Below are 24,852 nucleotides of genomic sequence, written 5' to 3' on the forward strand. Positions count from 1 at the left end.
GGACCCCCACCGGGCCCCGCCCACCGCTCACCCACCCCACCCCATCCCCGCTGCCCGTCACAGCCGCCGGGCCGCCCCGGCCCCGAGGAGACCGATGACCACCGTCCACGACCAGTACGAGCCCGCCACGGCACCCCCGCCCACCCTGCGCATCGGCCCCGTACTCCTCGTCCTGCTGTCCGCCATGTTCCTCGCCCAGTTCGACTTCTTCGTCGTCAACGTGGCCGCGCCCTCCCTGGAGAGCAGCATCCACGCCGACCCCGCGGCACTCGAACTCATCGTCGGCGGCTACGCCTTCGCCTACGCCGCCGGCATGATCACCGCCGGCCGCCTCGGCGACCGCTACGGCCACCGCCGCCTCTTCGTCATCGGCACCATCGCCTTCGCGATCACCTCCGGCCTGTGCGGCCTCGCCGTCAACCCCGAGCAGCTGATCGTCGCCCGCCTCGCCCAGGGCCTGGCCGGAGCCGTCATGGTGCCCCCCGTCCTGGCCATCATCACCGCGTACTTCCCCGACGAGAAGAAGGGCCGCGCGATGGCCTGGTACGGCGTCTCCGCCGGACTCGGCTCCATCGCCGGACAGGTCCTCGGCGGCGCCCTCATCGCCGCCGACTTCGCCGGACTGGGCTGGCGCAACATCTTCCTCATCAACGTCCCCATCGGCCTGGTCATCGCCATCGCCGCCATGAAGATCCTCCCCGCGCGCAAGAGCGCCTCCCGCGTCGGACTCGACCCGCTCGGCGCCATCGGCGTCTCCGTCGCCCTCGGCCTGCTCCTGGTACCGCTCACCATGGGCCATGTCTCCGGCTGGCCCGCCTGGACCTGGATCAGCATGGTCCTCGCCGTCCCCGCCCTGCTCGGAACACTCCACTGGGAGCGCACCCTGGCCGCCCGCGGCGGCGACCCCGTCCTGGTCCTCTCCCTCTTCCGCAGCGAATCCTTCCGAGGCGGCGTCATCGCCAGCGTCGCCTTCATGCTCTACTTCGGCAGCTTCATGTTCACCCTGACCCTGCTCCTCCAGTCCGGGATGAACCTCGGCCCCTTCCAGGCCGGCCTCATGTTCGCCCCCATGGGCATCGCCTTCACCATCACCTCCATGGTCGGCGGCCGGCTCACCGCCCGCTGGGGCATGAACGCCCTCGTGGTCTGCGGCGCCGTCACCGCACTCGGCCTCCTCCTGCTCGCCGTCCCGCTCGCCGTCTCCGACACCACCGTCGGCCTGCCCTGGGTCGTGATCTGCCTCGGCCTGATCGGCGCCGGCAACGGCGTCGTCCTGCCCGCCCTCTTCGGCGCCGCCCTCACCACCGTCCGCCCCCAGGACGCCGGCATCGCCTCCGGCATCCTCACCACAACCCAGCAGTTCGCCAGCGCCGCGGGCGTCGCCGTCATCGGCGCCCTCTTCTTCACCGTCGCCGGCACCGAACCCACCAGCCACGACTGGTCCGTCGCGATGGCCTGGGCCGCCCTCGCGAGCATGCTCCTCGTCCTCGTCGTGATGTGGACGACCTGGACCTTCAAGCGCTTCAGCCCGCCGCCCGCCGCGCGGCCCGCCGAACGGTCCTGACACCCCGCGGAACGGGGCGGCCCGCCCCCGCGGGCGCGCCGCCCCCCGCCCCCACTTGGAGAGACGGCACCTCATGTGTGGAATAGCAGGATGGGTCTCCTTCGACCCGGCAGCCCCCGTCACCGCCGCGGTCGCCGACGCGATGACCGCCACCATGGCCTGCCGCGGGCCCGACGCCCACGGCCTGTGGCTCGGCCCCTCGGTCGCCCTCGGCCACCGCCGGCTCTCCGTCGTCGACCCCGCCGGCGGCAGCCAGCCCATGCTCTTCGAACACGACGGCGACACCGTCATCGCCCTCACCTACAGCGGCGAGGTCTTCAACCACCGCGAACTGCGCCGCGAACTCACCGGCCGCGGCCACACCTTCCGCACCTCCAGCGACACCGAGGTCGTCCTCCACGCCTACCTCGAATGGGGCGAGGACTTCACCCGCCACCTCAACGGCATGTACGCCTTCGCCCTCTGGGACAACCGCACCGGCGAACTCCTCCTGGTCCGCGACCGCCTGGGCATCAAACCCCTCTACTACCGGCCCCTGCCCGGCGGCGGAGTCCTCTTCGGCTCCGAACCCAAGGCGATCCTCGCCCACCCCGCCGTACGCCCCGCCATCGACTCCGAGGGCCTGGCCGAACTCCTCGGCTTCACCAAAACCCCCGGCCACGCCGTCTACAAGGACATGTACGAGCTCCGCCCCGGCCACACCCTGCGGATCACCCGCGGCGGCGGCCACACCCCGCGCCGCTACTGGGCCGTCGAATCCCACGAGCACACCGACGACCTCGACACCACCATCGGCCGCGTCCGCGAGCTGCTGGAGGACATCGTCGACCGCCAGCTCGTCGCCGACGTCCCCGTCGGCACCCTCCTGTCCGGCGGACTCGACTCCAGCGTCATCACCGCCCTCGCCGCCCGCCGCAGAACCGCCCTCGGCCTCGAACCGATCCAGTCCTTCGCCCTCAACTTCGACCACCACGCCGACCACTTCCGACCCGACGACTGGCGCGGCACCACCGACGCCCCCTTCGCCGAACTCCTCGCCCGCCACGCCGGCACCGACCACCGCGTCGTCACCCTCTCCCCCCGAAACCTGCTCGACCAGGACGCCCGCGACGCCGTCATGCGCGCCCGCGACCTCCCCTTCGACCTCGGCGACGGGGACACCTCCCTCTACCTCCTCTTCCAAGAGGTCCGCCGGCACTGCACCGTCGCCCTCTCCGGCGAATCAGCCGACGAGATCTTCGGCGGCTACCGCTGGTTCAACCACCCCGACACCCTCGCCGCCGACACCTTCCCCTGGCTCGCCCCGCCCTTCGGCACCGGCATCTCCGGCCCCGGCAGCGGCCCCGGCGAATCCCTCATCAGCCGCGAACTGCTCAACAAGATCGACCTCCGCGGCTACCGCGCCCAGCGCTACCACGAGGCACTCGCCGAAGTGCCCCGGCTGCCCGGCGAAACCGCCGCCGACCGCCGCATGCGCGAGATCGGATACCTCCACCTCACCCGCTTCCTCCCCTGGATGCTCGACCGCAAGGACCGCGCCAGCATGGCCGTCGGCCTCGAGGTACGCGTCCCCTTCTGCGACCACCGCCTGGTGGAGTACGTCTTCAACACCCCCTGGGCCATGAAGTCCTTCGACGGCCGCGAGAAGAGCCTGCTGCGCGCCGCCACCCGCGACCTCCTGCCCCCCGAGATCGCCGACCGGGTCAAGGCCCCCTACCCCACCACCCGCGACCAGCACTACCTCGACGGACTGCGCGCCTCCCTCAAACGCGCCACCGAGGGACCCGACGCCCCGGTGCGCGAATTCCTCGACGAGGAGGCACTCGCCGCCGCCACCGCCGACAACCCGCAGCCCGGCTACCGCACCGGCACCGAGCTGGTTCTCGCCCTCGACTTCTGGCTCCGCGGCCAGGACGTCGACCTGGAGATCTGAACCCCCGCACAGGGCATCACCCCCGCGCCGGCGGCCGGTCCCACCGGCGCGGGGCGCCGGCCGGGCACGCCCCGGACCGGCACAGCCGCCGAAACGGAGGAGGGACCCATGAGCAGCAAGCCGATAGGGATCGCCATCATCGGGGCGGGGCCGCGCGGGCTGTCCGTCCTTGAACGCCTGTGCGCCAACGAGCGCCACGCGCCCGCAGGCCCCCCTCTGACCGTGCACCTGGTCGACCCGGCCGAACCCGGCGCCGGCGCCGTCTGGCGCCCCGACCAGTCCCGCCACCTGCTGATGAACACCGTCGCCTCACAGATCACCCTCTACACCGACGCCAGCGTCCGCATCGACGGCCCCGTCGAACCCGGCCCCAGCCTCCACGAATGGGCCCGCCGGCTCGCCCGCGGCACCGACACCGCCGGCCACGACGACGGCACCCTCGCCGAGGCCCGCGACCTCGGCCCCAACGACTACCCCACCCGCGCCTTCTACGGCCGCTACCTGAAGGACTGCCTCGGCCGCGTCCTCGCCTCGATCCCCGCCCACATCACCGTCCGCGTCCACCGCACCCGCGCGGTCGCCCTCGCCGACACCCCCGGCACCCCCGACGGCCCCCAGCGCGTCCGCCTCGCCGACGGCACCGAACTCGACCACCTGGCCGGAGTCGTCCTCGCCCAGGGCCACGTCCCCTCCGACCCCCTCCCCGCGGAGCGCGAACTCGCCCTCCACGCCGAGAAGGCCGACCTCGCCTACTACCCGCCCGGCAACCCCGCCGACCTCGACCTCAGCGGCATCGCCCCCGGCGAGAACGTGCTGCTGCGCGGACTGGGCCTCAACTTCTTCGACCACATGACCCTCCTCACCTCCGGCCGCGGCGGCACCTTCGAACGCTCCGGCGGCCGGCTCGTCTACCGGGCATCGGGACAGGAACCCAGACTCTGGGCCACCTCCCGCCGCGGCATCCCCTACCACGCACGCGGCGAGAACGAGAAAGGCGTCGACGGACGCCACCACCCCCGCCTGCTCACCACCGCGTTCGTCGCCGCACTGCGCGGCCGGGTCGCGGCCGGCTGGCCCGTCGACTTCCGCGCCGAACTCTGGCCCCTCATCGCCCGCGAAGTGGAGAGCGTCCACTACGGCACCCTCCTCGACACCCTCGGCCGCGCCGCCGAACGCGAGGAGTTCACCGCCCGCTACCTGACCGCCGCCGGCGAACTCGAACCCCTCCTCGACGCGTACGCCATCGACCCCGCCGACCGCTGGGACTGGGACCTCCTCAACCGCCCCTACCGCGACATCGAGTTCACCGACCGCGCCCACTTCCGCGGCTGGCTCCTGGACTACCTGGCCCGCGACATCGAACTGGCCCGCGCCGGAAACCTCAGCGGCCCGGTCAAAGCCGCCCTCGACGTCCTGCGCGACCTGCGCAACGAGATACGCGTCGCGGTCGACCACAGCGGCCTCCGGCCCAACTCCCACCGCGACCACCTCGAACGCTGGTACACCCCCCTCAACGCCTTCCTCTCCATCGGCCCGCCGGCCTCCCGCATCGAGGAGATGTCCGCGCTCATCGAGGCCGGGGTACTCGACCTCACCGGCCCCGCCACCGACATCAGGGTCGACCCGGAACACCACGTCTACGTCGCCCAATCCACCGCGGTCCCCGGACCGCCCCTGCACGCCACCGTCCTGATCGAGGCCCGCCTGCCCGAACCCGACGTCCGCCGCACCCAGGACCCGCTCATCCGCACCCTCCTCGCCGAGGGCCAGGCCGCCGCCTACCGCGTCGGCGGCGACGGCGCCTACCAGACCGGCGGACTCGCCGTCGGCGCCCGCCCCTACCGGCTGCTCAACGCCGGCGGACGCGAACACCCGCGCCGCCACGCCTACGGCGTCCCCACCGAATCGGTCCACTGGGTCACCGCCGCCGGCATCCGCCCCGGCGTGGACTCCGTCACCCTCGGCGACTCCGACTCCATCGCCCGGGCCCTCCTCGCCCTCGCCGCCACCGACGCCGACGTCTCCGCCGCCGACACCGGAGGCATCCCGGCCCTCCACGCCGCCGCCGGCGCACCGGCACGGCAGTGGTCCCCGCCGCCCGGACGAGAGAAAGCGGGACACGAGTGAGCGGCCCGCACCACGACCCGACCGACGCCGGACTCCTGTCACCCGTACGGGCCGGGACACCGGCGGAAGCCGCCGTCTGCGACCGGGCATGGCTCCAGGCCATGCTCGACGCGGAGGCCGCGCTCGCCCGCGCACAGGCACGGCTGGGCACCCTCCCGCCCGCCGCCGCCGACACCATCACCCGCTGCGCCCGGGCCGAACGGCTCGACCTGCGGGCCCTGGCACTCGCCTCCCGCGAGACCGCCAACCCGGTGGTCGGCCTGGTCCGGGCGTTCACCGCGGTGGTCGCCGCCGAGGACCCGGCCGCGGCCGAATACGTCCACCGCGGCTCCACCAGCCAGGACATCCTCGACACCGGCGCCATGCTCGTCGCCGCCCGCACCCTGCGCATCATCCGGGCCGACCTCAACCGCACCGCCGAGGCCCTCGCCGTCCTGGCCGTCCGCCACCGCGACACCGTGATGGCCGGCCGCACCCTGGCCCTCCAGGCCGTGCCCATCACCTTCGGACTCAAGGCCGCGGGCTGGCGCCTGCTCGTCCTCGACGCCGAACGGCGCCTGGCCGCGCTGCTGCGGGACGGCCTGCCGGTCTCCCTCGGCGGCGCGGCCGGCACCCTCGCCGGCTATCTCGAATACGCCCGCATCGACAGCGGCAGCCGCCCCGACCCCGGCGACTGGGCCGAACGCCTGGTCGCCGCCTACGCGGCCGAGACCGGCCTGGCCGCCCCCGTACTGCCCTGGCACGCCCTGCGCACCCCGATGGCCGACCTCGCCGCCGCCCTCGCCCTCACCACCGGCGCCCTCGGCAAGATCGCCGTCGACGTGCAGTCGCTGACCCGCACCGAGGTCGGCGAGGCCGCCGAACCCGCCGTCGCCGGACGCGGCTCCTCCTCCGCCATGCCCCACAAACGCAACCCCGTCCTGGCCACCCTGATCCGCACCGCCGCACTCCAGGTGCCCGTCATGGCGGCCGGCCTCACCCAGTGCCTGGTCTCCGAGGACGAACGCTCGGCCGGACCCTGGCACGCCGAATGGCAACTCCTGCGCGAATGCCTGCGACTGGCCGGCGGCGCCGCCCACACCGCCGTCGAACTCGCCCGCGGACTGGAGGTCCGGCCCGAACGGATGGCCGCCAACCTCGCCATGACCGGCAGCCTGGTGGTCTCCGAACGCGTCGCCGCCGTCCTCGCGCCCCGCCTGGGCAAGGCGGCGGCCAAACAGCTCCTCACCGAAGCCTCCGCCACCGCGACACACACCGGGAAACCCCTGCACGAGGTGCCCGAACTCCTCGCCGTCCTGCCCGCGGACGAACTCGCCGCACTCTGCGACCCGGCCGGCTGGACCGGCGCCGCCGCGGGCCTGGTGGACCGCGCCGTACGCCACTGAGCGGCGCCGGCCCGGACTCGCGGTCCGGGCCGGCGCCCGCCTCAGACCCCGAGCGTCGCACCCCCGTCGACCGTGAGCTCCTGGAGAGTGATGTGACTCGCCTCGTCGGACAGGAGAAAGAGCACCGCGTTCGCCACATCCCGGGGAACGGCCAGCTTCCCCAGCGGTATACCGCCCTTGAAGGTCTCCAGGCAGCCCTCCACGGTGGCCCGCCGGCCGCTCTCGTCCGCCCACAGCGCCGTCAGCATCGGCGTGTCGGTCGAACCGGGCGCCACCACATTGCAGCGGATGCCGTGCCGGGCGACCTCCAGCCCCAGACCCTTGGTCAGCATCGCCGCGGCGGCCTTCGACGCCGAGTAGGCGCCCATCCCGGCCCGCGCCACCAGCGCGGCGTTGGACGCCACCGTCACCACCGCCCCCCGGCCCCGCGGGACCATCGCCCGCACCACCGCCCGCGACACATGGAACACCCCGTCCGTGTTCACCGCGAAGGTCGCCCGCCAGTCCTCGTCACCGAGATCCAGCACATCACCGAAGCGCATCACCCCCGCCGCGTTGACCAGGAACTCCACCGGCCCCAGCCGCTGTTCCACCTCGGCCACCACCGCCTCGACCGCCGCCCCGTCGCTCACATCGGCCTCGAACGCCTCGATCCGGTACCCGTCCGCCGCCGCCTTGCCGGCCAGCTCGCGCAGCCCCGCACCGTCCCGGTCGACGGCCGCCACCGTGACACCGCGCTCCGCCAGCGCCCCCGCGACAAAGGCGCCGATACCTCCCGCCGCGCCGGTGACCAGGGCGACCTTCTCCGCCGTACGCTCCGTGCTGCTCGCGTCGTTCGCGTTGCTCATGGCTCTCCTCTCGCGGCGCGCCGCGGTGGACGGCGCCGGGGACCGGTTCGGCTCGCTCAGGGCATCTCGTACGGGAAACCGCCCGGCCGGGGAGAACACCCGCCCGCTCCCGGCGGATCCGGGGAGCACCGCCCCGCGCGCCGCGCCGGCGCCGGGAGGGACCCCCGCCCGATCCTGCGCGGACCGCGCACGCCCGGCAACCGGCGCCCGCGCACTCCGTCAGGTGAGCCGATAGTCCATCAGGTCCGCCCCGGGGGGAGCGGCGGAGGAGTCAGCTCGCCGCGTCCAGCCGCTCGCCGCCCGCCCCGGTGAGCGCGGCCACCGTGTGGGCGGCCGACGCGAGCGTCACATGCCGGTGCCAGCCGTTGTAGGAGCGGCCCACGAAATCCCGCACCCCGACCCGGTCGGCGATCTCGGCGAAATCCCGGTCCACCCGGCCGGCCAGCCGGCTCAGCCGGAACAGCGCGGCGGGCTGGAGATGCACCAGATCGCTCAGCCACAGCTCGGTCGGCCACCGCCGCCCGTGCGGCCCGGCCCCGATCAGCACGAACTCACCGCCGCCCCAGGCGTTTCCCGGCCCGCCCGCCGGCCGGGACAGATTCACCCGGACACCGGCCACCAGCGTACGGGTGCCCGGACCCGCCGCGTCCGCGACGGACGCCGGACGCCGCAGCTCGGCGACCATCCGCAGAATCCGGTGGGCCGGCAGCGCGCCGTCGCCGTACCGGCAGGACCCGGCACCGGCCGGGGTCAGCGGCAGGGTGCCCTGCACCCGGACCATCATCGGCACCCCCGCCGCCCGCAGCCGGCCCAGCAGTCCCGGCGTCGCCAGCTCCGGCGCGTCCACCACCACCGGCCACCCGTCCGACCGCTGCCGGCCGGTGGCCATCTCCAGTAACGCGTCCACCGCGCAGTCGCCCAGCGTCTCGGCGCCCCCGCGCCCCGCCGGGCTCTCGTCCGCCCGGCCCGCCAGATGCAGCCGCCAGTTGACGGGCGCGCTCAGCTCCGGCGAGGCCGCCCAGACACTCACCGCCTGCTGGGCGTTGAGGACCTGGCCGAGCGTCGGGACGAACCTCCGGCCGACACCCACCGTGTGCTCGCCCGCCTTCGGGATCAGCACCGGCCGCACCACCCACGCCTGCGGCGGGGCCACCCGCGCCAGATAGCGGCACAGCTCCTGCCGCACCGGCATCCAGTCCCAGGTGGAACTGCACACGAAGTGGTGCAGACTCTGCTCGGAGGCCGCGCCGTCGACCAGCTTGGCGATGTTGCGGATCGACTTCCGCCCGTTCGCCCGCAGCAGTCCCTGGATGTACTGGACCCCCTTGCGCCGCTGGTCACTGCGCGGCAGCGAGGCGAACAGGGTGGAACTCAGCTCGTCGAGAACGGCGTTGTGGGCCCCGCCGCCGGCCGGGGGCGCGCACTGATCGCGCGAGATCTCCAAGGTGCTGCTCGTCACGGTATCCCCAAGTCTCATCACTGACGGACCGTCGGCTGAGACGCTCTTGACTCAACGCCCCGGCCACCGTAGGGGGGCGGAACCGCCCTGCGGTCGTGGCCGCCTCGAGGCCGAAACCCATGGCCGGAAGGGCTCGCAAGGGCTCGGAGGAGAGCGGAGGAGAGCGGAGGAGAGCGGAAGGGGAGCGCGGCACCGGAGGCAACGGAGCACCGGGAAGGCGGCGGCGGGGGAGCGGGGCCGGGCCGGAACGAGGGCCGGCCGGAGCGGGGCACCGGGTCACGCGCGCGGCCGTGACCCGGCGCGGCCCGGCGGGAGCCTCACGGCCCCGGGACGGGAGCCCTCAGGCCAGCACCCGCACCGGGCTGCCCGCCAGAAACGCCTCGATGTTCTCGACGGCCTGGCCGAAATACCCCTCGTAGTTGCGCCGGGTCACATACCCCAGATGCGGCAGGGCCAGGAAATGGGGCGCCGTGCGCAGCGGATCGTCCGCCGGCAGCGGCTCCGTCTCGAAGACATCGGCGCCCGCTCCCGCGATCCACCCCTCCCGCAGCGCCCGCAGCAGCGCCGCCTGATCGACGATCGCCGCCCGCGAGGTGTTCACCAGATAGGCGCTGTCCCGCATCCGCCGCAGCTCCTTCTCGCCGATCAGCCCCCGGGTCCGGTCACCGAGCACCAGATGCACCGAGACGAAGTCGCTGCTCTCCAGCAGCTCCTCCCGGGAGGCCGCCGCCACCGCCCCGCCCTCCCGGGCCCGCTCCGGGGTGAGATTCGGGCTCCACGCCGTCACCTCCATCCCGAACGCGGCCCCGACCCGCGCCACCTTGGTGCCGATCCTGCCCAGCCCCAGCAGCCCGAGGCGGCGCCCGTGGAGATCGGCCCCCAGGGTGTGCTGCCACGGCCCGCCCGCACGGAGCGCGGTGTTCTCCGCCACCACCCCGCGGGCCAGGCCGAGGATCAGCGCCCAGGTCAGCTCGGCCGGCGGCTCCGAATTACTGCTCGTGCCGCACACGGTGACCCCCTGCCGGGCGGCTGCCTCCAGATCGATCGCGGCATTGCGCATCCCCGAGGTGATCAGCAGCCGCAGCCGGGGCAGCCGGGCGAGGAGACCGGCGGGAAAGGGAGTGCGCTCGCGCATCACGACCACGATCTCGCACGCGCCGATGGCCTGGACGAGCGCGTCCGGGGAGGCGATATGGGTGTCCAGGAATGCGGTCTCCACCCGGTCCGCGATCCCCGGCCAGCCGGCCAGCGAGCGGGCGATGCCCTGATAGTCGTCCAGCACCGCACAGCGCAGCTTCGTCACGGCAACCCCTCGGGGAACCCGGCCCCTCCCAACAGGTGCCGGTGAGCGCCGACAGTACCCGCCGCCCCCGCCTGCACCCCTGCCGGGGGAGCGCTCCGCCGCCCCCGGCGCACGCTGTTGCCTTCCCATCACACGGCCATCAGCTGACGGTCACATCCGCAGGTCACGTTGTTCGCCATGTCCACTCCCCACCACAGCCGCAGACACCCCGGCACACCGGTACGGAGGCGCCCGTGACGCCGAAACACCGGCGCCGCGACCCGGAGGAACCCGCGGCGCGCACACACCGGCGGCCGGCCGGCGGACCCACCCGGCGCGGCATGTTCCTTCTCGGGGGCGGGCTGGTCCTCGCCCCGGTGTCGGCGGCCGTCCTCCTGCGCGAGCGGCCCCCCGGCCCCCCGGCCCCGCCCGCCCCGCCGCCCCGCGCCGCTCCGGCCCCGCCCCGTGTCGCGTCGGCCGCGTCCCTGCCCCCGGGATGGATGCCCGGCATCGCCCGCAAGCCGATCGGCGAGAACTTCAGCCGGGGCGGGCGGGCGGGACAGCGCGGCCTGATCCTGCACGTCCAGGAGGGCGAGGGCTCGCTGTTCGAGCGCTTCTCCAACCCCGCCACGGAGACCTCGTCCCATTTCTGGGTCTCCCAGGCGGGCGAGATCGAGCAGTACGTCTCGGTCCACGACCGCTCCTGGACCCAGCGCGCGGGCAATCTCGAATGGGTCTCCATCGAGACATCCGGCTTCACCGGCAAACCGCTCACCGGCCCCCAGGTCGACTCCGTCGCACGCGTCTTCGCCTGGGGCGCCCGCGAGCACGGCTGGCCCCTGACCGTGACGGACTCCCCGCAGGGCCGGGGCCTGGGCACCCACTCCATGGGCGGCGGCGCCTGGGGCGGGCACGCCTGCCCCGGGCCCGTGCGAGCCGGCCAGCGCGAGGACGTCCTGGACCGGGTCCGCCGGTCCCGCCCCACCTGACGGCCCGGCGGCCCGGCGGGCGCGACCGGGCCGGATCCGCGTCCCGCCCACCCGGCGGGAACACGGCCGCGCGCCCTCCGGCCGCCGGACGGAACCCCGCTCCCGGCAGGGGCACGCGCCAGGGGTGCGCGCCCCGCGCTCATCCGCCGGACCGCCCCGGAACCGGAACACGGCGCGGGGCGGGGGAGTGCGCGGCCCGGCCGCCGGGGAACGCGCCGCGAACGCGGGCCCCGGCGCGGTGCCGTCACGCCGTCACGCCGAGGCGATCCGGACCCGCCGCCGGCAGACGGCCCCCGGCCGTGTCCGCGCCCCGTCCGTGAGCACCGCCGGGGAGGGCGCCCCGAACGGACCCGTACCGCTACCGCTCCGGGCGGGACGCGCTCGCCGCCGGCCCGGCGCCGGGCTCAGCGGCGCAGTACGGTCTCCCGCCCCATGCGCGACAGCTTCTCGGGATTGCGCACCGCGTAGATCCCGGTGATGAGGCCGCCGCCCATCCGCACCGTCACGACCGTGTCGATCGCGCCGCAGGTCCGCAGGATCAGCGCCGGCCGGGCATTGACCTGTGCCGGCCGCAGCGACGCGGAGGGGACCCGGCCCAGCCCCGCGGCCACCAGACGGGCCACCTTGTGGGCCCCCGCGACGGGCCGCGGCACGGCCTGTCTGATTCCGCCGCCGTCGCCCAGCAGGACGACATCCGGCGCGAGGACGTCGAGCAGGCCCTGGAGGTCGCCCGTCTCGGCGGCCCGCCGGAACGCGTCGAGCGCCTCCCGCATCTCGGCCGGGGAAACGACCCCGCGCGGCCGGCGCTCCGCGACGTGCGCCCGCGCCCGGTGCGCGATCTGGCGGACCGCGGCCGGGCTCCTGCCGACGGCCCCGGCGATCTCGCCGTACTCCAGGCCGAACACCTCCCGCAGCACGAACACCGCCCGCCCGGCCGGGGTGAGCGTCTCCATCACCAGCAGCATCGCCGTCGAGACGCTGTCGGCCAGCTCGGCGTCCCCGGCCGCGTCGGGCGCCGTGAGCAGCGGCTCGGGCAGCCAGGACCCGACATAGGACTCCCTGCGGCGGCCGAGCGCGCGCAGCCGGGTCAGCGCCTGGCGCGTGGCGATCCGCACCAGGTACGCGCGCCGGTCCCGCACCGCGGCGAGATCGACCCCGGCCCACCGCAGCCAGGTCTCCTGCACAACGTCCTCCGCGTCGGCGGCCGAGCCGAGCATCTCGTAGGCGACGGTGAACAACAGGCCGCGATGGGCGACAAACGCCTCGGTGGCCGGGTCCGCGCCCGCGCCCCCGGCGAGCCGTCCGGCCGCCGTGCCCTGTGCCCGCTCGCTCTCCACCCGCTGCTCCCGTCTCTCCGGCTCCTTTTGAGCCGTCTCTTCGCTCTCCCGCGCACAAGACGCCGCCGGCCGCGGCCCTGTGACACCCCCCAACGATGGCGCACGTCACACGGCCGCCCCGTCACAGGGAACGGGCCCGCCGGCGTCCCGTGTTCGTTCACCGCAGCGCCACGAGTGAGGACACAGACACATGGACACGCGCCTCAACCTGTCCGACAGCGAACTCGCCGCCGGATTCGCCAAACGGTTCGCCAACGCCGCCCGGCTGATCCACCGGTCACCGCTGCCGGCACCGGCACAGAAACTGGTGTCGCTGCGCGCGAGCCAGATCAACGGCTGCGGCTGGTGCGCCGACATCCACACCAAGGAGGCCGCGGCCGCCGGTGAGACCGCCGTCCGGCTCGCCCTGGTCGCCGTCTGGCGCGAGTCCACCGTGTTCACCGGCGCCGAGCGGGCCGCGCTGGCGCTCGCCGAGGAGGGCACCCGGATCGGCGACGCCCGCCACGGCGTGTCCGACGAGACCTGGGCCCTGGTGCGCGAGCACTACGACGACGAACAGACCGCCGCGCTGGTCTGCCTGATCGCCCTCGTCAACGCCGCCAACCGGCTCGCCGTGATCGTGCGCCAACAGGGGGGTTCCCACGAACCCGGCAGATTCGCCGCGATGCCCGACTGACCGCCACGGCCGCCGGGACGGAAGAGAATCCACCCCGATCGCCTTCGGATCGCAGACGCCGCCCCGCAGACCCCCCTGCGATCCGAAGGCGAAAGACGGACGGCACCCGGCCCGGCGCACCACCGCCCCCGGCCCCGCGACCCTCGGAACCCGCGGCTCAACAGCGCCCCGGCGGGCGCGGTGCCGAGCGCGCCGCGAGCCGTGGCGTCGCCGGCCGCGGAGACGGCGGAACGCACCGGAGCACCCGGAGGCGCGGGCGGGACCGGGGCCGGACCTCCGGCGGCCGCACCCTCGCCCGGGGCGCCCCCGGCCGGCTGCGAGCGCGCGGCCCGTACGCCGTCCCCTTCCCGGATTCCGCACCGCCGCCCGGGTGGAGGAGAACGCCGGAGCGCCGGCCCGCGGCCCGCTCCGGCCGGATGGCACAGATCGACACGATCCCCGGCCGGGGACGACCGCACGCCGGGCCCGCACGAGGGGACGGCCCCGGCACACGCGAACCCCCGGCCGGCTCCGCCGGGCCCGCACGGACGGCGGACCCGGCTGAAACTCACTACCGCGATGGCCGGAAGGAGCGCAGACTCGTCCCGTGTCCGACATGGAATCCCTCCGGGAGGCGGTGACCGCATGGGCCGCCGGCGGCCCCGGCGACCCCGCACGCGAACAGGCCGCGCGGCTGCCCGTCCGGACAGCCGTCCTGCTGGAGGGCGCGAGCGACGCCGCGGCGGTCAACGCACTGGCCGCCGCCCGCGGCCGGGACCTGGCGGCCGAGGGCGTCTGCGTCCTGCCGATGGGCGGCGCGATGAACATCGCCCGCTTCGCCCGCCTCCTCGGCCCGCCCGGCCTCGGCCTCGCCCTCACCGGACTGTGCGACGCGGCGGAACGCGGCCACTACACCCGCGGCCTGGAACGGGCCGGCGCGGGCCGGCGGGAGTTCTTCGTCTGCGCGGCCGACCTGGAGGACGAACTCATCCGCACCCTGGGCGTGACCCGGGTGACCGAACTGATCCGGGCGGAGGGCGACCTGCGCGCCCTGGAGACCTTCCTGCGCCAGCCCGCACAGCAGGGCCGCGACCCCGGACAGCAGCTCCGGCGCTTCCTCGGCACCAAGAAGGGACGCAAAATCCACTACGGCCGCGTCCTCGTCGAGGCCCTCGCCCCCGGCCGCGCACCCGCCCCGCTCGACGCCCTGCTCGCCGCCGTCTGAGAAACCCCGCCCGGCCGCCCCGGGTCACCCGCCCCCGCGCGGCCCGAGCCGCCGCTCGAAGCACCAGGAGCTCTCCACCCCGGCATACGCGCCGAAGTTCGGGATCCGCTCGTACCCGGAACGCGTGTAGAACCGGACGGCGTCGGGCTGCCCGTCCCCGGTCTCCAGCCGCAGAGCGGCCCACCCCCGCCCGGCGGCCCACTCCTCCAGCTCCCGCAGAATCCGCGGCGCCACACCCGAACCGCGCCGGGACGGCACCACATACATGCGCTTGACCTCGCCGGTCACCTCGTCCAGCCGGCGCAGCCCCCCGCACCCCACGGCCGCGCCGCCGTCCTCGTACGCCACGAGGAACACCGCCGTGTCCGCCGCCGACGGAGCCGCCCCGGGCTCGCTGTCCGGGGTGCCGTACCGCTCCGCGATCTCCGCCCGCTGCCGGGCCCGCAGCGCGGCGGCGTCCGGATGCTCCCAGTCAACCTGTTCGATCTTCATATGACGGAATTCTGCCCAAAGCCTGTTTCCGCCAGGTAAATCCAGCCACCCCGGCGGCGCTACCGCCGGTCCCGGTCCGCGAACACCCAGCGGTTCCCCGCCAGCGCGTCGTTCTCCTCGGGTAGCGGACCCCGCCCGTGCCGGCGGGTGAAGTCGAAGGGGGTGCGGACCGAGGTGGACCAGCCCCTGCCCGCCAGAACACCGGTCGAATCGGGCCGCGGCTCCCGGTTGAAGAGACTGAGCAGATCGATGCCGATCTGACGCGCCGTCGACGTGTACAGCGGGCTGTCGCGGTACTCCAGCAAGTCCCTGTCGAGCTTCACCTCGAACGCCAGCGCGCTCCCGCGCGTGCTCAGCCGGTCCACCGTGTCGATGAGACGGGTCTCCGCGGCGGGCGACAGATAGAACAGCAGCCCCTCGGCCAGCCAGACACTCGGCGCCGCCGCGTCGAAACCGGCACCGGCCAGCGCCCGGGCCCAGTCGGCGCGCAGATCCACCGCGACCGGCACCCGCGCCGCCCGGGGAACCGCCGACAGCCCGTCGAGGACCCGGTGCTTGAAGGCCAGTACGCCCTCCCGGTCGATCTCGAACACCACACAGCCGGGCGGCCAGCCCAGCCGGAACGCCCGGGTGTCCAGCCCCGCCCCGAGCAGCACCACCTGACGCGCGCCCCCGGTGCGCACCGACCGCAGCAGAAAGTCGTCCAGGACCCTCGTCCGCAGACCGAAGTAGCGCGCGAACCGCCCCCACAGCGGGTTCGCGTCCCCGTCCGGAACCTCGTCCATCCGCACCGGCCAGCCGGCACACGCCGGCGCGGCGCGCACGAAATGCTCGGCGTGGACGTCCCGCGCCAGCGCGTCGGGCCGGCGGGTCTCGATCGCCCGCGCCGCGGCCACCAGCAGCGCGGTCAGCCCCACGCCCCCCTCCACCCCCTCCACCCCTTCCGCGCCGGTGCTCCGGGGCGGTGCTGTCCCGGTCATGTGTCCTCCCTGGGTCGAGTCGGGTGAGAGACCGGACCGCGTCCGGGACCGGGACCGCCGCCCGCGCATGGCGCCCGGCTCATCCACCGCCCCCCTCCGGAAGCAGTACGGGCTTGACCACCCGGCCCGCCTCGCAGTCGCGTTCGGCCTCGTTGACGCCGTCGAGCGGATAGGTGCGGATCAGCTCGTCGAAAGGGAACCGCCCCGCCCGCCACAGCCCGGCCAGCCGCGGAATCAGCAGCCCGGGCACCGCGTCCCCCTCACAGATGTGGGAGATCCGCCTGCCCCGGTCCAGGGTCCCCGGCTCCAGCGCCAGCGCGGTGTTCAGCCGTGCCACCAGGCCCAGCAGGCCGCCCGGGCGCAGCGCCCGCAGCGCGTCGTTGATCAGCGGGGCGCAGGCCGTGGTGTCCAGCGCGTACCGGACGCCGCCGTCGGTCAGCCGCCGGATGCGGCCGGGCAGACCGGACGCCGCCGCGGGCACCGCGACCGCCCCGTACCGCTCGGCCAGCGCCAGCCGCCCGGGGTGCCGGTCCACCGCCACGGTCACCGCCCCCGAGGCCGTCGCCGCCATCACCGCGGCCAGCCCCACCGCCCCCGCGCCGAACACCGCGATCGTGTCGCCGGGCCCGGCCCCGAAGGAGTTGAGGACCGCCCCGGCACCGGTGAGGAAGCCGCAGCCGAGCGGTCCGAGGAGTCCCAGGGGGAGCGAGGGATCGGCCCGGACGGCATTGCGGGCCGCGACCACCGCGTACTCGGCGAACGAGGACTGACCGAACCACCGGGGAGCGAGCGCCCTCCCGGCCGAGTCCGTGAACCGCGCCGCCCGCTCCCGGCGCCCCCCGAAGAGATTGAGCGGGGCGAAGGAGTCGCAGTGGGCGGGAAAGCCGCCCAGACAGCCCCGGCAGTGCCCGCAGGAGTCGAAGCTCAGCACCACATGGTCGCCCGCGCTCAGACCGGTGTGCGGGCCGCCCGTCTCCACCACCACCCCGGCCCCCTCATGGCCCAGCACCGCCGGCAGCGGCGAGCGGCCCGCCGACCGCCGGACCGCCAGATCCGTCCGGCACATCCCGCACCCCGCGATCCTCACCAGCACCTCGTCCCGCGCCGGCGCCCCGCGCAGGATCACCTCCTCGACCGCGAACGGGCCGCCGGGGGAGCGCAGTACCGCCGCGCGAAATCGCATCGTCACCCCTCCTCCGGCCGGTGCAGGACGAACGGCGCGAGATTCCCGTGGAGCCCCCACGGCCCGCCCGCCACACCCACCCCGCTCTCCTTCACGCCCGCGAAGGGCTGGGCGAGGGAGAGCTCGGCATGGTGGTTGATCCACGCCGTGCCGCACTCCAGCCGGCCGGCCACCTCCTCGGCCCGGTCCAGATCGGTCCCCCACACCGAACCGCCCAGCCCGAAACCGGTGCCGTTCGCCGCCTCGACGGCCTCGTCGAGACTCCCGTACGGCAGCACCGGAAGGACCGGCCCGAACTGCTCCTGTGCCACCACCGGGCTGCCGGGCGGCACATCGGCCAGGATCGTGGGGGAGTGGAACCAGCCCGGCCCGGCCGGCCGCCCGCCGCCGGTCACCGCCCGGGCACCGTCCGCCAGGGCCCGGGCCGTGCAGCGCTCGACCCGCGCCAGCTGGGCGGCGTTGTTGAGCGGGCCCAGCCGGGTGGCCGGATCCAGACCGGGCCCGACGACAGCCGCCCGCGCGCGCTGCGCGAGCGCCTCGGCCACATCGGAGCAGAGCCGGGCCGGGGCGTAGACGCGCTTGACCGCCATGCAGACCTGCCCGCAGTTGCGGAACGCCGCCCAGAACAGCCGGTCCGCGATCCGCTCCACATCCACGTCCTCCAGCAGGATGGCCGCGTCATTGCCCCCCAGCTCCAGGGTCACCCGGGCCAGCGACGCCGCCGCGCCCCGGGCGACGGCCCGCCCGGTGGCGGCCGAGCCGGTGAAGGTCACATGGCGGATCCCCGGATGGGCGGCCAGCCGCGCGCCCAGGGGTTCGTGACCGGTGACGACGGTGAGCACGTCCTTCGGCAGGACGGCGGAGAGCACGGACACCAGCAGCCGGGTGGCCAGCGGGGTGTGCGGGGAGGGCTTGAGGATCACCGTGTTGCCGGCCGCGAGCGCGGGCGCGAACTTCGCCGACGCGAGCTGGAGCGGGAAATTCCACGGAACGATCGCGGCGACCGGCCCGAGCGGCCGCCACCGGATCTCGCTGCGCACCGGACGGCCGTCCGCGATCGTCAGGGGTTCGGCGCCGAGGCCGGCGAACCACCGCAGCCGGGCCGCCGTGCGGGCCACCTCCGCATACGACTCGGCCAGGGGCTTGCCCTGTTCACGGGTGAGCAGGGGAGCGAGGTCCGCCCCGGCCGCCTCCACGGCCCCGGCCGCCGCGAGCAGCGCCCCGGCACGGGCGGCGGGGTCGGCCCGCCAGCCGTGCCAGGCGTCGCGGGCCCGGCCGACGACGGCGTCCAGCTCGTCGGGCTGCTGGTCGGGAGCCTCCCCGAAGGGCTCGCCGGTCGCCGGGTCGAGGACGGCGAACCGCTTGCCGGGGACCGCGGGGGTGTGGGGCCGGCGGGCGGCCATGCCGGCGGTCAGCCCGCCGCGGTGACGCCGGCCGCGTACTCCCGGGCATGCCGGTCCATCTCCGCCCGGAAGGCGGCCACCAGCCGCGGCCGGATCCGCCCGGCGGTGCGGTCGCCCCCCTCGCACACCGCCCCGCGCACCCCCACGATGTCGGTGCCCATACGGGTCAGCGCACCGAGGTCCGCCGCCCGCACGCTGCCCGCGAGGGCGGCCAGCAGACCGGCGTCGTGGGCCCGCCGCACGAACTCCGCGCAGCTCTCCGGCGGAACATGGTCGAACAGCCCGCTCCCGTCCTTGACCGCGGTGTCGAGCATGGCGGCGTCCGAGCCGGAACGCAGGGCTATGCCGGGCAGCGCGAGCGGGTTGACGCAGCCGATCCGGTGGGCGTCGGCATACCCCGAGGCCACGACGAACGCGTCCGGCCGGTGGTCCTTCACCGCCCGCACGACCCCGCGCATCACCTCCACGGCCTGGTCGGGCGTCGTGCATCCGTAGAGACCGACCTTGATGTACGTGGCTCCGGAGACGACCGCGCCGAGCGCCGCCTGGGCCACCGTGCCGGGCTTGTACGGCACGTCCCCCACGGTGGCGGAGACCGGCTTGTCCGCCGGGACCGTGTCGCGGATCTCCCGGATGACCCAGGGGAAGTTGGCGCCGAGCGAGCCCTCGTCGGGCTTCTTGACATCGACGATGTCGAGATGTTCCGCCGCCTTCGCGCAGTCGCGCGCCTCCTCGACGCCGTCCGGGGAGATGAGGAGCAACACTGTGTATTCCTTCCGCCGCGGGCCCGCCCGGCCGGGGCGGCCGTGTGCGCGCACCGCCCCGGATCACCTGCCGTCCGCTCATGATTACCGCGGCCCATGACCACCGGTAGGGCGCGCGGAGTGCGAACGGGTCCCGCCAGTGCGCCGCGCACGCCGGTGCGGACCGGCTCCCGCCGGACCGCGAGCCCCCGCCCGGGCGGACAGGCCCCGCTCGCCGGGAGCCGGATTCCTGCGGTATATTGATCTTGTGCTCGCGGCCGGGATCCCGGCTGTGGGACCGGCGTTGGTGGTCCAAGGAAAGGCACCCCACTTCCTGTGGGGGGATGCAGGTGCAAGGCCTGCCCAGCGCTCGATCAGGGCCCCGGCCTCCGCGAGGAGACCGGGGCCCTTCGCCGTGTCCGGCCCGCCCCGTCCCGGCACCCCGCCCGCGCCTCCCAACCCCCCTTTCCGCCGCGGCACTTGACATCGGCCCCATGCGGAATGAACATTCATTCCGTGCCTCGATCCTCCGCCGATCTCGCTTCCCGGCTCCTCGACTCCGCTCTTGTCCTCTTCTCCGAACGCACCTACGAGGGCACGCAGATGCCCGCCGTCGCCCATCACGCGGGGGCCGGGGTGGGCAGCATCTACCGCTATTTCCCCGGCAAGGAGGCGCTCGGCAATGCCGCCTTCCAGTACGCCAAGGGCGGTCTGCTCGCCGAGCTGACCGCGGCCACCGCGGAGCCCGCCGCCTCGGTCCGGGAGGAGTTCGCGCAGATCTGGGGCGGCTTCACCCGCTTCGCCGGGGCCGAGCCGTATGCCTTCGCCTTCCTGGAGTACCAGCAGCACGACACCTTCCTCGACGCGCGCAGCCGTGTCCTGGCCGCGGAGACCGACGCCTTCGCCGCCGGTTTCATCGAACGGGGCCAGCGCGCCGGCGAGATCCGCGACGGCGATCCGCCCGTGCTGGTCGCCCTCGCCCTCGGCGCCTTCGGCGGGCTGCTCAAGAGCATCCGCCCCCAGCTCGTCACCGACCTGTCACCCGAGGCCCTGGCCGGCGCCGAGTCCGCCGTCTGGGACCTCCTCCACCAGAGGCCGTGAACCGTGAGCCCACTCGCCCCCGTACTCATCACCGGCTGCTCGTCCGGCATGGGACGGCAGACCGCCCTGGCCCTGCACCGCCGGGGCCACCCCGTCCTCGCCACCGCCCGCCGGCCCGGCGATCTCGCCGGTCTCGCCGCCGAGGGCATCACCACCATGGCGCTGGACGTCACCGACGACGCGTCGATGGCCGCCGCGGTGGCCCGGGTCGAACACGACCACGGCGCGGTCGGCATCCTGATCAACAACGCCGCCTACGGACTCCATCTGCCCGTCGAGACCGCCGGCCCGCGGGAGATCCGGGCCCAGTTCGAGACCAATGTCTTCGGCCCGGTCCGCCTCATCCAGCACGTCCTGCCCGCCATGCGCGCGGCCCGTACCGGACGGATCGTCAACATCTCCTCCATGGGCGGACGGTTCTCCCCGCCGGGCGGCGGCTTCTACCACTCCACCAAGCACGCGCTGGAGGCGATCAGCGACTCACTGCGCCTGGAGGTCGCCCCGTTCGGCGTCAAGGTCGTGGTCGTCCAGCCGGGCCCCACCCTCACGGACTTCGCCGGCACCGCCGTGGACACCATGCACGGACCCGCCGCCGGCGACCCCTACGCCGGCTTCCGCACCGCGCTCGCGGACATGTACGCCAACAGGACGTTCACCCGCCGCAACGGCGCGGTGTCCGCGGAGACGGCGGCCAGGACCATCGTCCGGGCCGCCACCACCCCCCGCCCCCGGGCCCGGTACGCGATCGGGGCCGTGGCCCGGACCGTGATGACCGCCCGCCGGCTCCTGCCCGACGCCGCCTTCGACGCCGTGATGCGCCGCGGCTTCCCGCTCCCGGCGGCCGGGTAGCACCCCCGCGGCCCGTTTCTCACCGGTCGTCGTCGATGAGGAAGCGCGCCGCGGCCGCCGTGCCGAAGAGCCCGATCCCCGTGGCCACGAAGATCCCGCCGGTCCCCAGGCCGGCGGTGAAGGCGCTCAGCACGGCGGGGATCAGCGACTGGCCGACCCGGTTGCCGCTCAGCCGCAGGGCGAGCCAGGTCGAGGTGGTGCCGGCGGGGGCGGCCGCGGTCACGATCGACATCGACAGCGGCTGGCCGATGCCGAGCGCGAATCCGGCCACGGCCAGCAGGATCCCCGACACCACGACCGGCACCGGGGCGGCCAGGGCGGCCACGGCCGCGCCGGCGACGATCGCGGACCCGGCGGCGAGCCGGGTCCGCCCGAACCGGGCGGCCAGCCGGGCCAGGCCCAGCCGCGATGCCATCGTCGCCGCCGCGCGCACCGCGAGCAGCACCCCGATGGTCGCCGACGGGATCTCGCGCTCCACCCCGAGCGCGGGGAGATAGACCTGGATCAGGTCGACCGCCGCGAGGACGAGCATGCTCAGCAGCATCGCCCCCGTCATGGTGCGCCCGGTCGCGCGGGGGACCCGCAGCGCCGAGCGCAGCGAACGGCCGCCGCCGTCCTTTCGCCCGGTGTTCCGGCAGGACGGCAGAAAGCCGGTGATCAGCAGGAGCGCCGCGCAGGTGCCCGTGTAGAGGAGGAAGAGGAGTCCGGTGTCGGGGACCACCGCGCTGCCCCCGACGGCCGCGAGCACCAGCGGCGCCCCGGCCTGGCCGAGCGAGGCGGCGAAGGTGTACGTGCCGAAGGCCGAGTCCAGCCTCTCCCGCCCCAGCCGGGCCACCAGGGTCTGCTGCCCCACGACGGCGAGGAGATGGCCGAGGCCCACGACGGCGTTCCACATCAGCAGGCTCGCCAGACCTCCCGACCACAGATGGATCCCCACCCCCGCCCCGGTCATCAGCGCGCCGCCGATGACCAGGCTGGGCATCACATGGCCGCGGTCGTTCCAGCGTCCGATGGACACGGCCACCACGAGCGGCAGGAGCGCGAAGCTCGCGGCGATGAGTCCCACCAGCCGCGGATCGACGCCCAGTTCGATCGCGCGGTAGGCCGAGGTCGGCCGGACGATGTAGGCGGCCAGCTGGAGGAGGAAGGAGTGGATCAGGAGGACGGCGGGGGATCTCAACGCTCCCGGGACTCCCCGGCGGCGGCGGTCTCGTCCTCGCGGGCGGCCGCGGCGGCCGGGACGGGGACGGTGTTCCGCCTCGGCCTGCGGAGCAGGAACCCGCCGGTCAGGACGGCCGCCAGGGTGAGGTACACGACGATGGTGAACGGGGTCGACACCAGGGCCGAGATGTCACCGCCGGCGATGTCCAGCGATCTGCGCAGCTGGACCTCCGCGAGGGGGCCGAGGATCGCGCCCACGATCATCGGCGACACGGGGAAGCCGAAGCGGCGCATGAGGTAGCCGGCGAGGCCGAAGAAGAGCAGTACACCCACGTCGAACGCGCTGCTGTTGACGGCGTAGGTGCCGAGCAGGGCGAAGACCATGATGCCGGCGAAGAGATAGGGCTTGGGGATCTTGAGGATCTTCACCCAGAGGCCGATGAGCGGCAGGTTCAGGCCGAGCAGGATCACATTCGCGATGAGCAGGCTGGCTATGAGACCCCAGACGAGCGCCGACTGGGTGTCCAGCAGCTGCGGGCCGGGCTGGATGCCGTACTGCTGGAAGGCGACGAGGATGACGGCCGCGGTGGCCGATGTGGGGATGCCGAGGGTCAGCAGCGGGACGAGGGTGCCGGCGGCGTTGGCGTTGTTCGCGGCCTCCGGTCCGGCGACTCCCTCGATCGCGCCCTGCCCGAACTCCTCCCGGCGCTTGGAGAGCTTGCGCTCCAGGGTGTACGAGAGGAATGTCGGGATCTCCGAGCCTCCCGCGGGGATGACGCCGAGCGGGAAGCCGATCGAGGTGCCGCGCAGCCACGGCCGCCAGGCGCGCCGCCAGTCGTCGCGGCTCATCCAGTGCTTGCCCTTGCGCACCGGCATGATGTCGAAGCGGCTGGTGACCTGGTGCGCCGCCACGTAGAGCACCTCGCCCATGGCGAAGAGCGCCACGATGAGCACCACCGTGTCGATGCCGTCGAGGAGTGCCACCTGTTCGAAGGTGAGGCGCTGCTGTCCGCTCTGGAAGTCGAGTCCGACGATTCCCACGGTCAGGCCGAGCGCCATCGAGATGAGCCCGCGCAGCGGTGAGCCGCCGACCAGCGCGCTGACGGTGAGGAAGGCGACCACCATGAGCGCGAAGTAGTCCTGGGCGCCCAGATGGACCGCGACATTCACCATCCACGGCGCGAAGAACGCCAGCAGCAGGGTGGCGATGGTGCCCGCGATGAACGATCCGATGGCGGCGGTGGCCAGGGCGGCCGCGCCGCGGCCCTTGCGCGCCATCTTGTTGCCGTCGATGGCGGTGATGACCGAACCGGACTCGCCGGGGGTCTTCAGCAGGATCGCCGTGGTCGATCCGCCGTACATGGCGCCGTAGTAGATGCCGGCGAACATGATGAACGCGCCCGCCGGCTCCAGCCCGTACGTCATCGGCAGGAGCAGGGCGATGGTCAGCGCCGGGCCGATGCCCGGCAGGACGCCGATCAGCGTTCCGACGATGGTGCCGATCAGCGCGAAGAGCAGATTCTCGGGGGTGACGGCGACCGAGAGCCCGTGGAGCAGTCCTTCCCAGCCCGACATCACAGGACCCCTTCCAGAACTCCCGCGGCCAGCGTGATGCCGAGGGCCCGGGTGAAGACGAGATACACCACGACGGACAGCACGACCGCGATGCCGGCCGACTTCAGGTGGCTGCGGGCGCCGAGCGCCCAGGCCGTGAGCCAGAAGGCCACGGCGGAGACGATGACATAGCCGAGGGTGTCGACACCGGCGATGAAGATCAGCACGGCGCCGACGCAGACGGCGAGCGGCACCCACCGGGTGGCGCGGACGTCGACATCGCCCTCGGCCGCGTCCGCCTCACCGTGTCTGCCCCGCGCCACCTGCACGGCGAGCGCCGCGGAGAGCGCGATGAGCAGCGCGCCGACCACCTTGGGCATGAAGCCGGCGCCGACCCCCGACGCCGAGGTCGAGGTCGCCTGCCCGAGGCCGTCGAGCAGGGTGAGGACCCCGATGGCCAGGAGTCCGGCCGTCACGGCCCACTCGCCCCACGCCGCCCCGCGCTGGTCGCGGGGCTGTTCCGGGGAGGGTTCGGGCAGGGTGGGGAGGGTGCTCATGCGTGTGCCTTTCTCACGCCGGGCG

Annotated in this window: 21 protein-coding genes; 9 read left to right on the forward strand and 12 right to left on the reverse strand. The window is 74.4% G+C overall.

The window, feature by feature from the left end; all coding sequences use genetic code 11:
• The first annotated feature begins 94 nt into the window (after positions 1 to 94).
• From AAFN69_RS27980 to AAFN69_RS27995, 4 genes are all read left to right on the forward strand, one after another.
• Positions 95 to 1,564, forward strand: coding sequence for an MFS transporter (locus tag AAFN69_RS27980; RefSeq protein ID WP_347731619.1), 1,470 nt, complete (start codon positions 95 to 97; stop codon positions 1,562 to 1,564).
• 73 nt (positions 1,565 to 1,637) lie between these two features.
• Positions 1,638 to 3,497 (forward strand): asparagine synthase (glutamine-hydrolyzing), encoded by a 1,860-nt coding sequence (gene asnB, locus AAFN69_RS27985; RefSeq protein WP_347731620.1) that lies wholly within the window; start codon positions 1,638 to 1,640, stop codon positions 3,495 to 3,497.
• A gap of 108 nt (positions 3,498 to 3,605) precedes the next feature.
• On the forward strand, positions 3,606 to 5,624 hold the full coding sequence (locus tag AAFN69_RS27990) for an FAD/NAD(P)-binding protein (RefSeq protein WP_347731621.1): 2,019 nt from the start codon (positions 3,606 to 3,608) through the stop codon (positions 5,622 to 5,624).
• Complete coding sequence (locus tag AAFN69_RS27995; RefSeq protein WP_347731622.1) at positions 5,621 to 7,009, forward strand: adenylosuccinate lyase family protein; 1,389 nt, start codon at positions 5,621 to 5,623, stop codon at positions 7,007 to 7,009. Before AAFN69_RS27990 ends, AAFN69_RS27995 begins: the two co-directional genes overlap by 4 nt.
• Before the next feature lie 41 nt (positions 7,010 to 7,050).
• Here the strand turns inward: AAFN69_RS27995 and AAFN69_RS28000 are convergent, their stop codons facing one another.
• From AAFN69_RS28000 to AAFN69_RS28010, 3 genes are all read right to left on the reverse strand, one after another.
• On the reverse strand, positions 7,051 to 7,857 hold the full coding sequence (locus AAFN69_RS28000) for a 2,3-dihydro-2,3-dihydroxybenzoate dehydrogenase (protein ID WP_347731623.1): 807 nt from the start codon (positions 7,855 to 7,857) through the stop codon (positions 7,051 to 7,053).
• 271 nt (positions 7,858 to 8,128) lie between these two features.
• The gene (locus AAFN69_RS28005; RefSeq protein WP_347731624.1) at positions 8,129 to 9,316 is read right to left on the reverse strand and encodes a transposase; all 1,188 of its coding nucleotides are present in this window, start codon (positions 9,314 to 9,316) and stop codon (positions 8,129 to 8,131) included.
• A 340-nt stretch (positions 9,317 to 9,656) separates the two neighbouring features.
• Positions 9,657 to 10,619: a D-2-hydroxyacid dehydrogenase family protein gene (locus AAFN69_RS28010; protein WP_347731625.1), complete on the reverse strand. Its 963-nt coding sequence runs from the start codon at positions 10,617 to 10,619 to the stop codon at positions 9,657 to 9,659.
• 320 nt (positions 10,620 to 10,939) lie between these two features.
• Between AAFN69_RS28010 and AAFN69_RS28015 the strand changes: the two genes are divergently transcribed.
• Positions 10,940 to 11,587, forward strand: a complete 648-nt coding sequence (locus AAFN69_RS28015; protein ID WP_347731626.1) for an N-acetylmuramoyl-L-alanine amidase — start codon at positions 10,940 to 10,942, stop codon at positions 11,585 to 11,587.
• A gap of 404 nt (positions 11,588 to 11,991) precedes the next feature.
• Here AAFN69_RS28015 and AAFN69_RS28020 read toward each other — a convergent pair whose 3' ends face one another.
• Positions 11,992 to 12,924: an RNA polymerase sigma-70 factor gene (locus tag AAFN69_RS28020; protein ID WP_347731627.1), complete on the reverse strand. Its 933-nt coding sequence runs from the start codon at positions 12,922 to 12,924 to the stop codon at positions 11,992 to 11,994.
• A 190-nt stretch (positions 12,925 to 13,114) separates the two neighbouring features.
• Here AAFN69_RS28020 and AAFN69_RS28025 point away from each other — a divergent pair, with 190 nt between their 5' ends.
• Complete coding sequence (locus AAFN69_RS28025; protein WP_347731628.1) at positions 13,115 to 13,600, forward strand: carboxymuconolactone decarboxylase family protein; 486 nt, start codon at positions 13,115 to 13,117, stop codon at positions 13,598 to 13,600.
• A 586-nt stretch (positions 13,601 to 14,186) separates the two neighbouring features.
• A complete protein-coding gene (locus AAFN69_RS28030) occupies positions 14,187 to 14,804 on the forward strand; it encodes a TOPRIM nucleotidyl transferase/hydrolase domain-containing protein (RefSeq protein WP_347731629.1) in 618 nt (205 codons plus the stop codon).
• A gap of 24 nt (positions 14,805 to 14,828) precedes the next feature.
• Here the strand turns inward: AAFN69_RS28030 and AAFN69_RS28035 are convergent, their stop codons facing one another.
• The 5 genes from AAFN69_RS28035 to AAFN69_RS28055 form a co-directional block, all read right to left on the reverse strand.
• Positions 14,829 to 15,296 carry a GNAT family N-acetyltransferase gene (locus AAFN69_RS28035; RefSeq protein WP_347731630.1) on the reverse strand — a complete coding sequence of 156 codons (468 nt, stop codon included), beginning with the start codon at positions 15,294 to 15,296 and terminating at the stop codon, positions 14,829 to 14,831.
• A 59-nt stretch (positions 15,297 to 15,355) separates the two neighbouring features.
• Complete coding sequence (locus AAFN69_RS28040) at positions 15,356 to 16,276, reverse strand: class I SAM-dependent methyltransferase (protein ID WP_347731631.1); 921 nt, start codon at positions 16,274 to 16,276, stop codon at positions 15,356 to 15,358.
• 79 nt (positions 16,277 to 16,355) lie between these two features.
• Positions 16,356 to 17,459 carry an NAD(P)-dependent alcohol dehydrogenase gene (locus AAFN69_RS28045; RefSeq protein WP_347731632.1) on the reverse strand — a complete coding sequence of 368 codons (1,104 nt, stop codon included), beginning with the start codon at positions 17,457 to 17,459 and terminating at the stop codon, positions 16,356 to 16,358.
• Between the two features lie 2 nt (positions 17,460 to 17,461).
• Positions 17,462 to 18,862 carry an aldehyde dehydrogenase family protein gene (locus AAFN69_RS28050; RefSeq protein ID WP_347731633.1) on the reverse strand — a complete coding sequence of 467 codons (1,401 nt, stop codon included), beginning with the start codon at positions 18,860 to 18,862 and terminating at the stop codon, positions 17,462 to 17,464.
• Positions 18,863 to 18,870: 8 nt separating this feature from the next.
• A complete protein-coding gene (locus AAFN69_RS28055) occupies positions 18,871 to 19,626 on the reverse strand; it encodes a (5-formylfuran-3-yl)methyl phosphate synthase (protein ID WP_347731634.1) in 756 nt (251 codons plus the stop codon).
• Positions 19,627 to 20,121: 495 nt separating this feature from the next.
• Here AAFN69_RS28055 and AAFN69_RS28060 point away from each other — a divergent pair, with 495 nt between their 5' ends.
• Positions 20,122 to 20,706 (forward strand): TetR/AcrR family transcriptional regulator, encoded by a 585-nt coding sequence (locus AAFN69_RS28060; protein WP_347731635.1) that lies wholly within the window; start codon positions 20,122 to 20,124, stop codon positions 20,704 to 20,706.
• 3 nt (positions 20,707 to 20,709) lie between these two features.
• The gene (locus tag AAFN69_RS28065; protein ID WP_347731636.1) at positions 20,710 to 21,555 is read left to right on the forward strand and encodes an SDR family NAD(P)-dependent oxidoreductase; all 846 of its coding nucleotides are present in this window, start codon (positions 20,710 to 20,712) and stop codon (positions 21,553 to 21,555) included.
• Positions 21,556 to 21,574: 19 nt separating this feature from the next.
• Here AAFN69_RS28065 and AAFN69_RS28070 read toward each other — a convergent pair whose 3' ends face one another.
• Genes AAFN69_RS28070 through AAFN69_RS28080 form a run of 3 tightly spaced genes read right to left on the reverse strand, consistent with a single transcriptional unit; the run spans position 21,575 to position 24,827 of the window.
• Complete coding sequence (locus AAFN69_RS28070) at positions 21,575 to 22,735, reverse strand: MFS transporter (RefSeq protein ID WP_347731637.1); 1,161 nt, start codon at positions 22,733 to 22,735, stop codon at positions 21,575 to 21,577.
• Positions 22,732 to 24,291: a tripartite tricarboxylate transporter permease gene (locus tag AAFN69_RS28075; RefSeq protein WP_347731638.1), complete on the reverse strand. Its 1,560-nt coding sequence runs from the start codon at positions 24,289 to 24,291 to the stop codon at positions 22,732 to 22,734. Before AAFN69_RS28075 ends, AAFN69_RS28070 begins: the two co-directional genes overlap by 4 nt.
• On the reverse strand, positions 24,291 to 24,827 hold the full coding sequence (locus tag AAFN69_RS28080) for a tripartite tricarboxylate transporter TctB family protein (RefSeq protein WP_347731639.1): 537 nt from the start codon (positions 24,825 to 24,827) through the stop codon (positions 24,291 to 24,293). Before AAFN69_RS28080 ends, AAFN69_RS28075 begins: the two co-directional genes overlap by 1 nt.
• Positions 24,828 to 24,852: the final 25 nt, after the last annotated feature.

Origin of the sequence: Streptomyces sp. CAU 1734, assembly GCF_039888735.1 — a bacterium.
Lineage (GTDB): Bacteria > Actinomycetota > Actinomycetes > Streptomycetales > Streptomycetaceae > Streptomyces.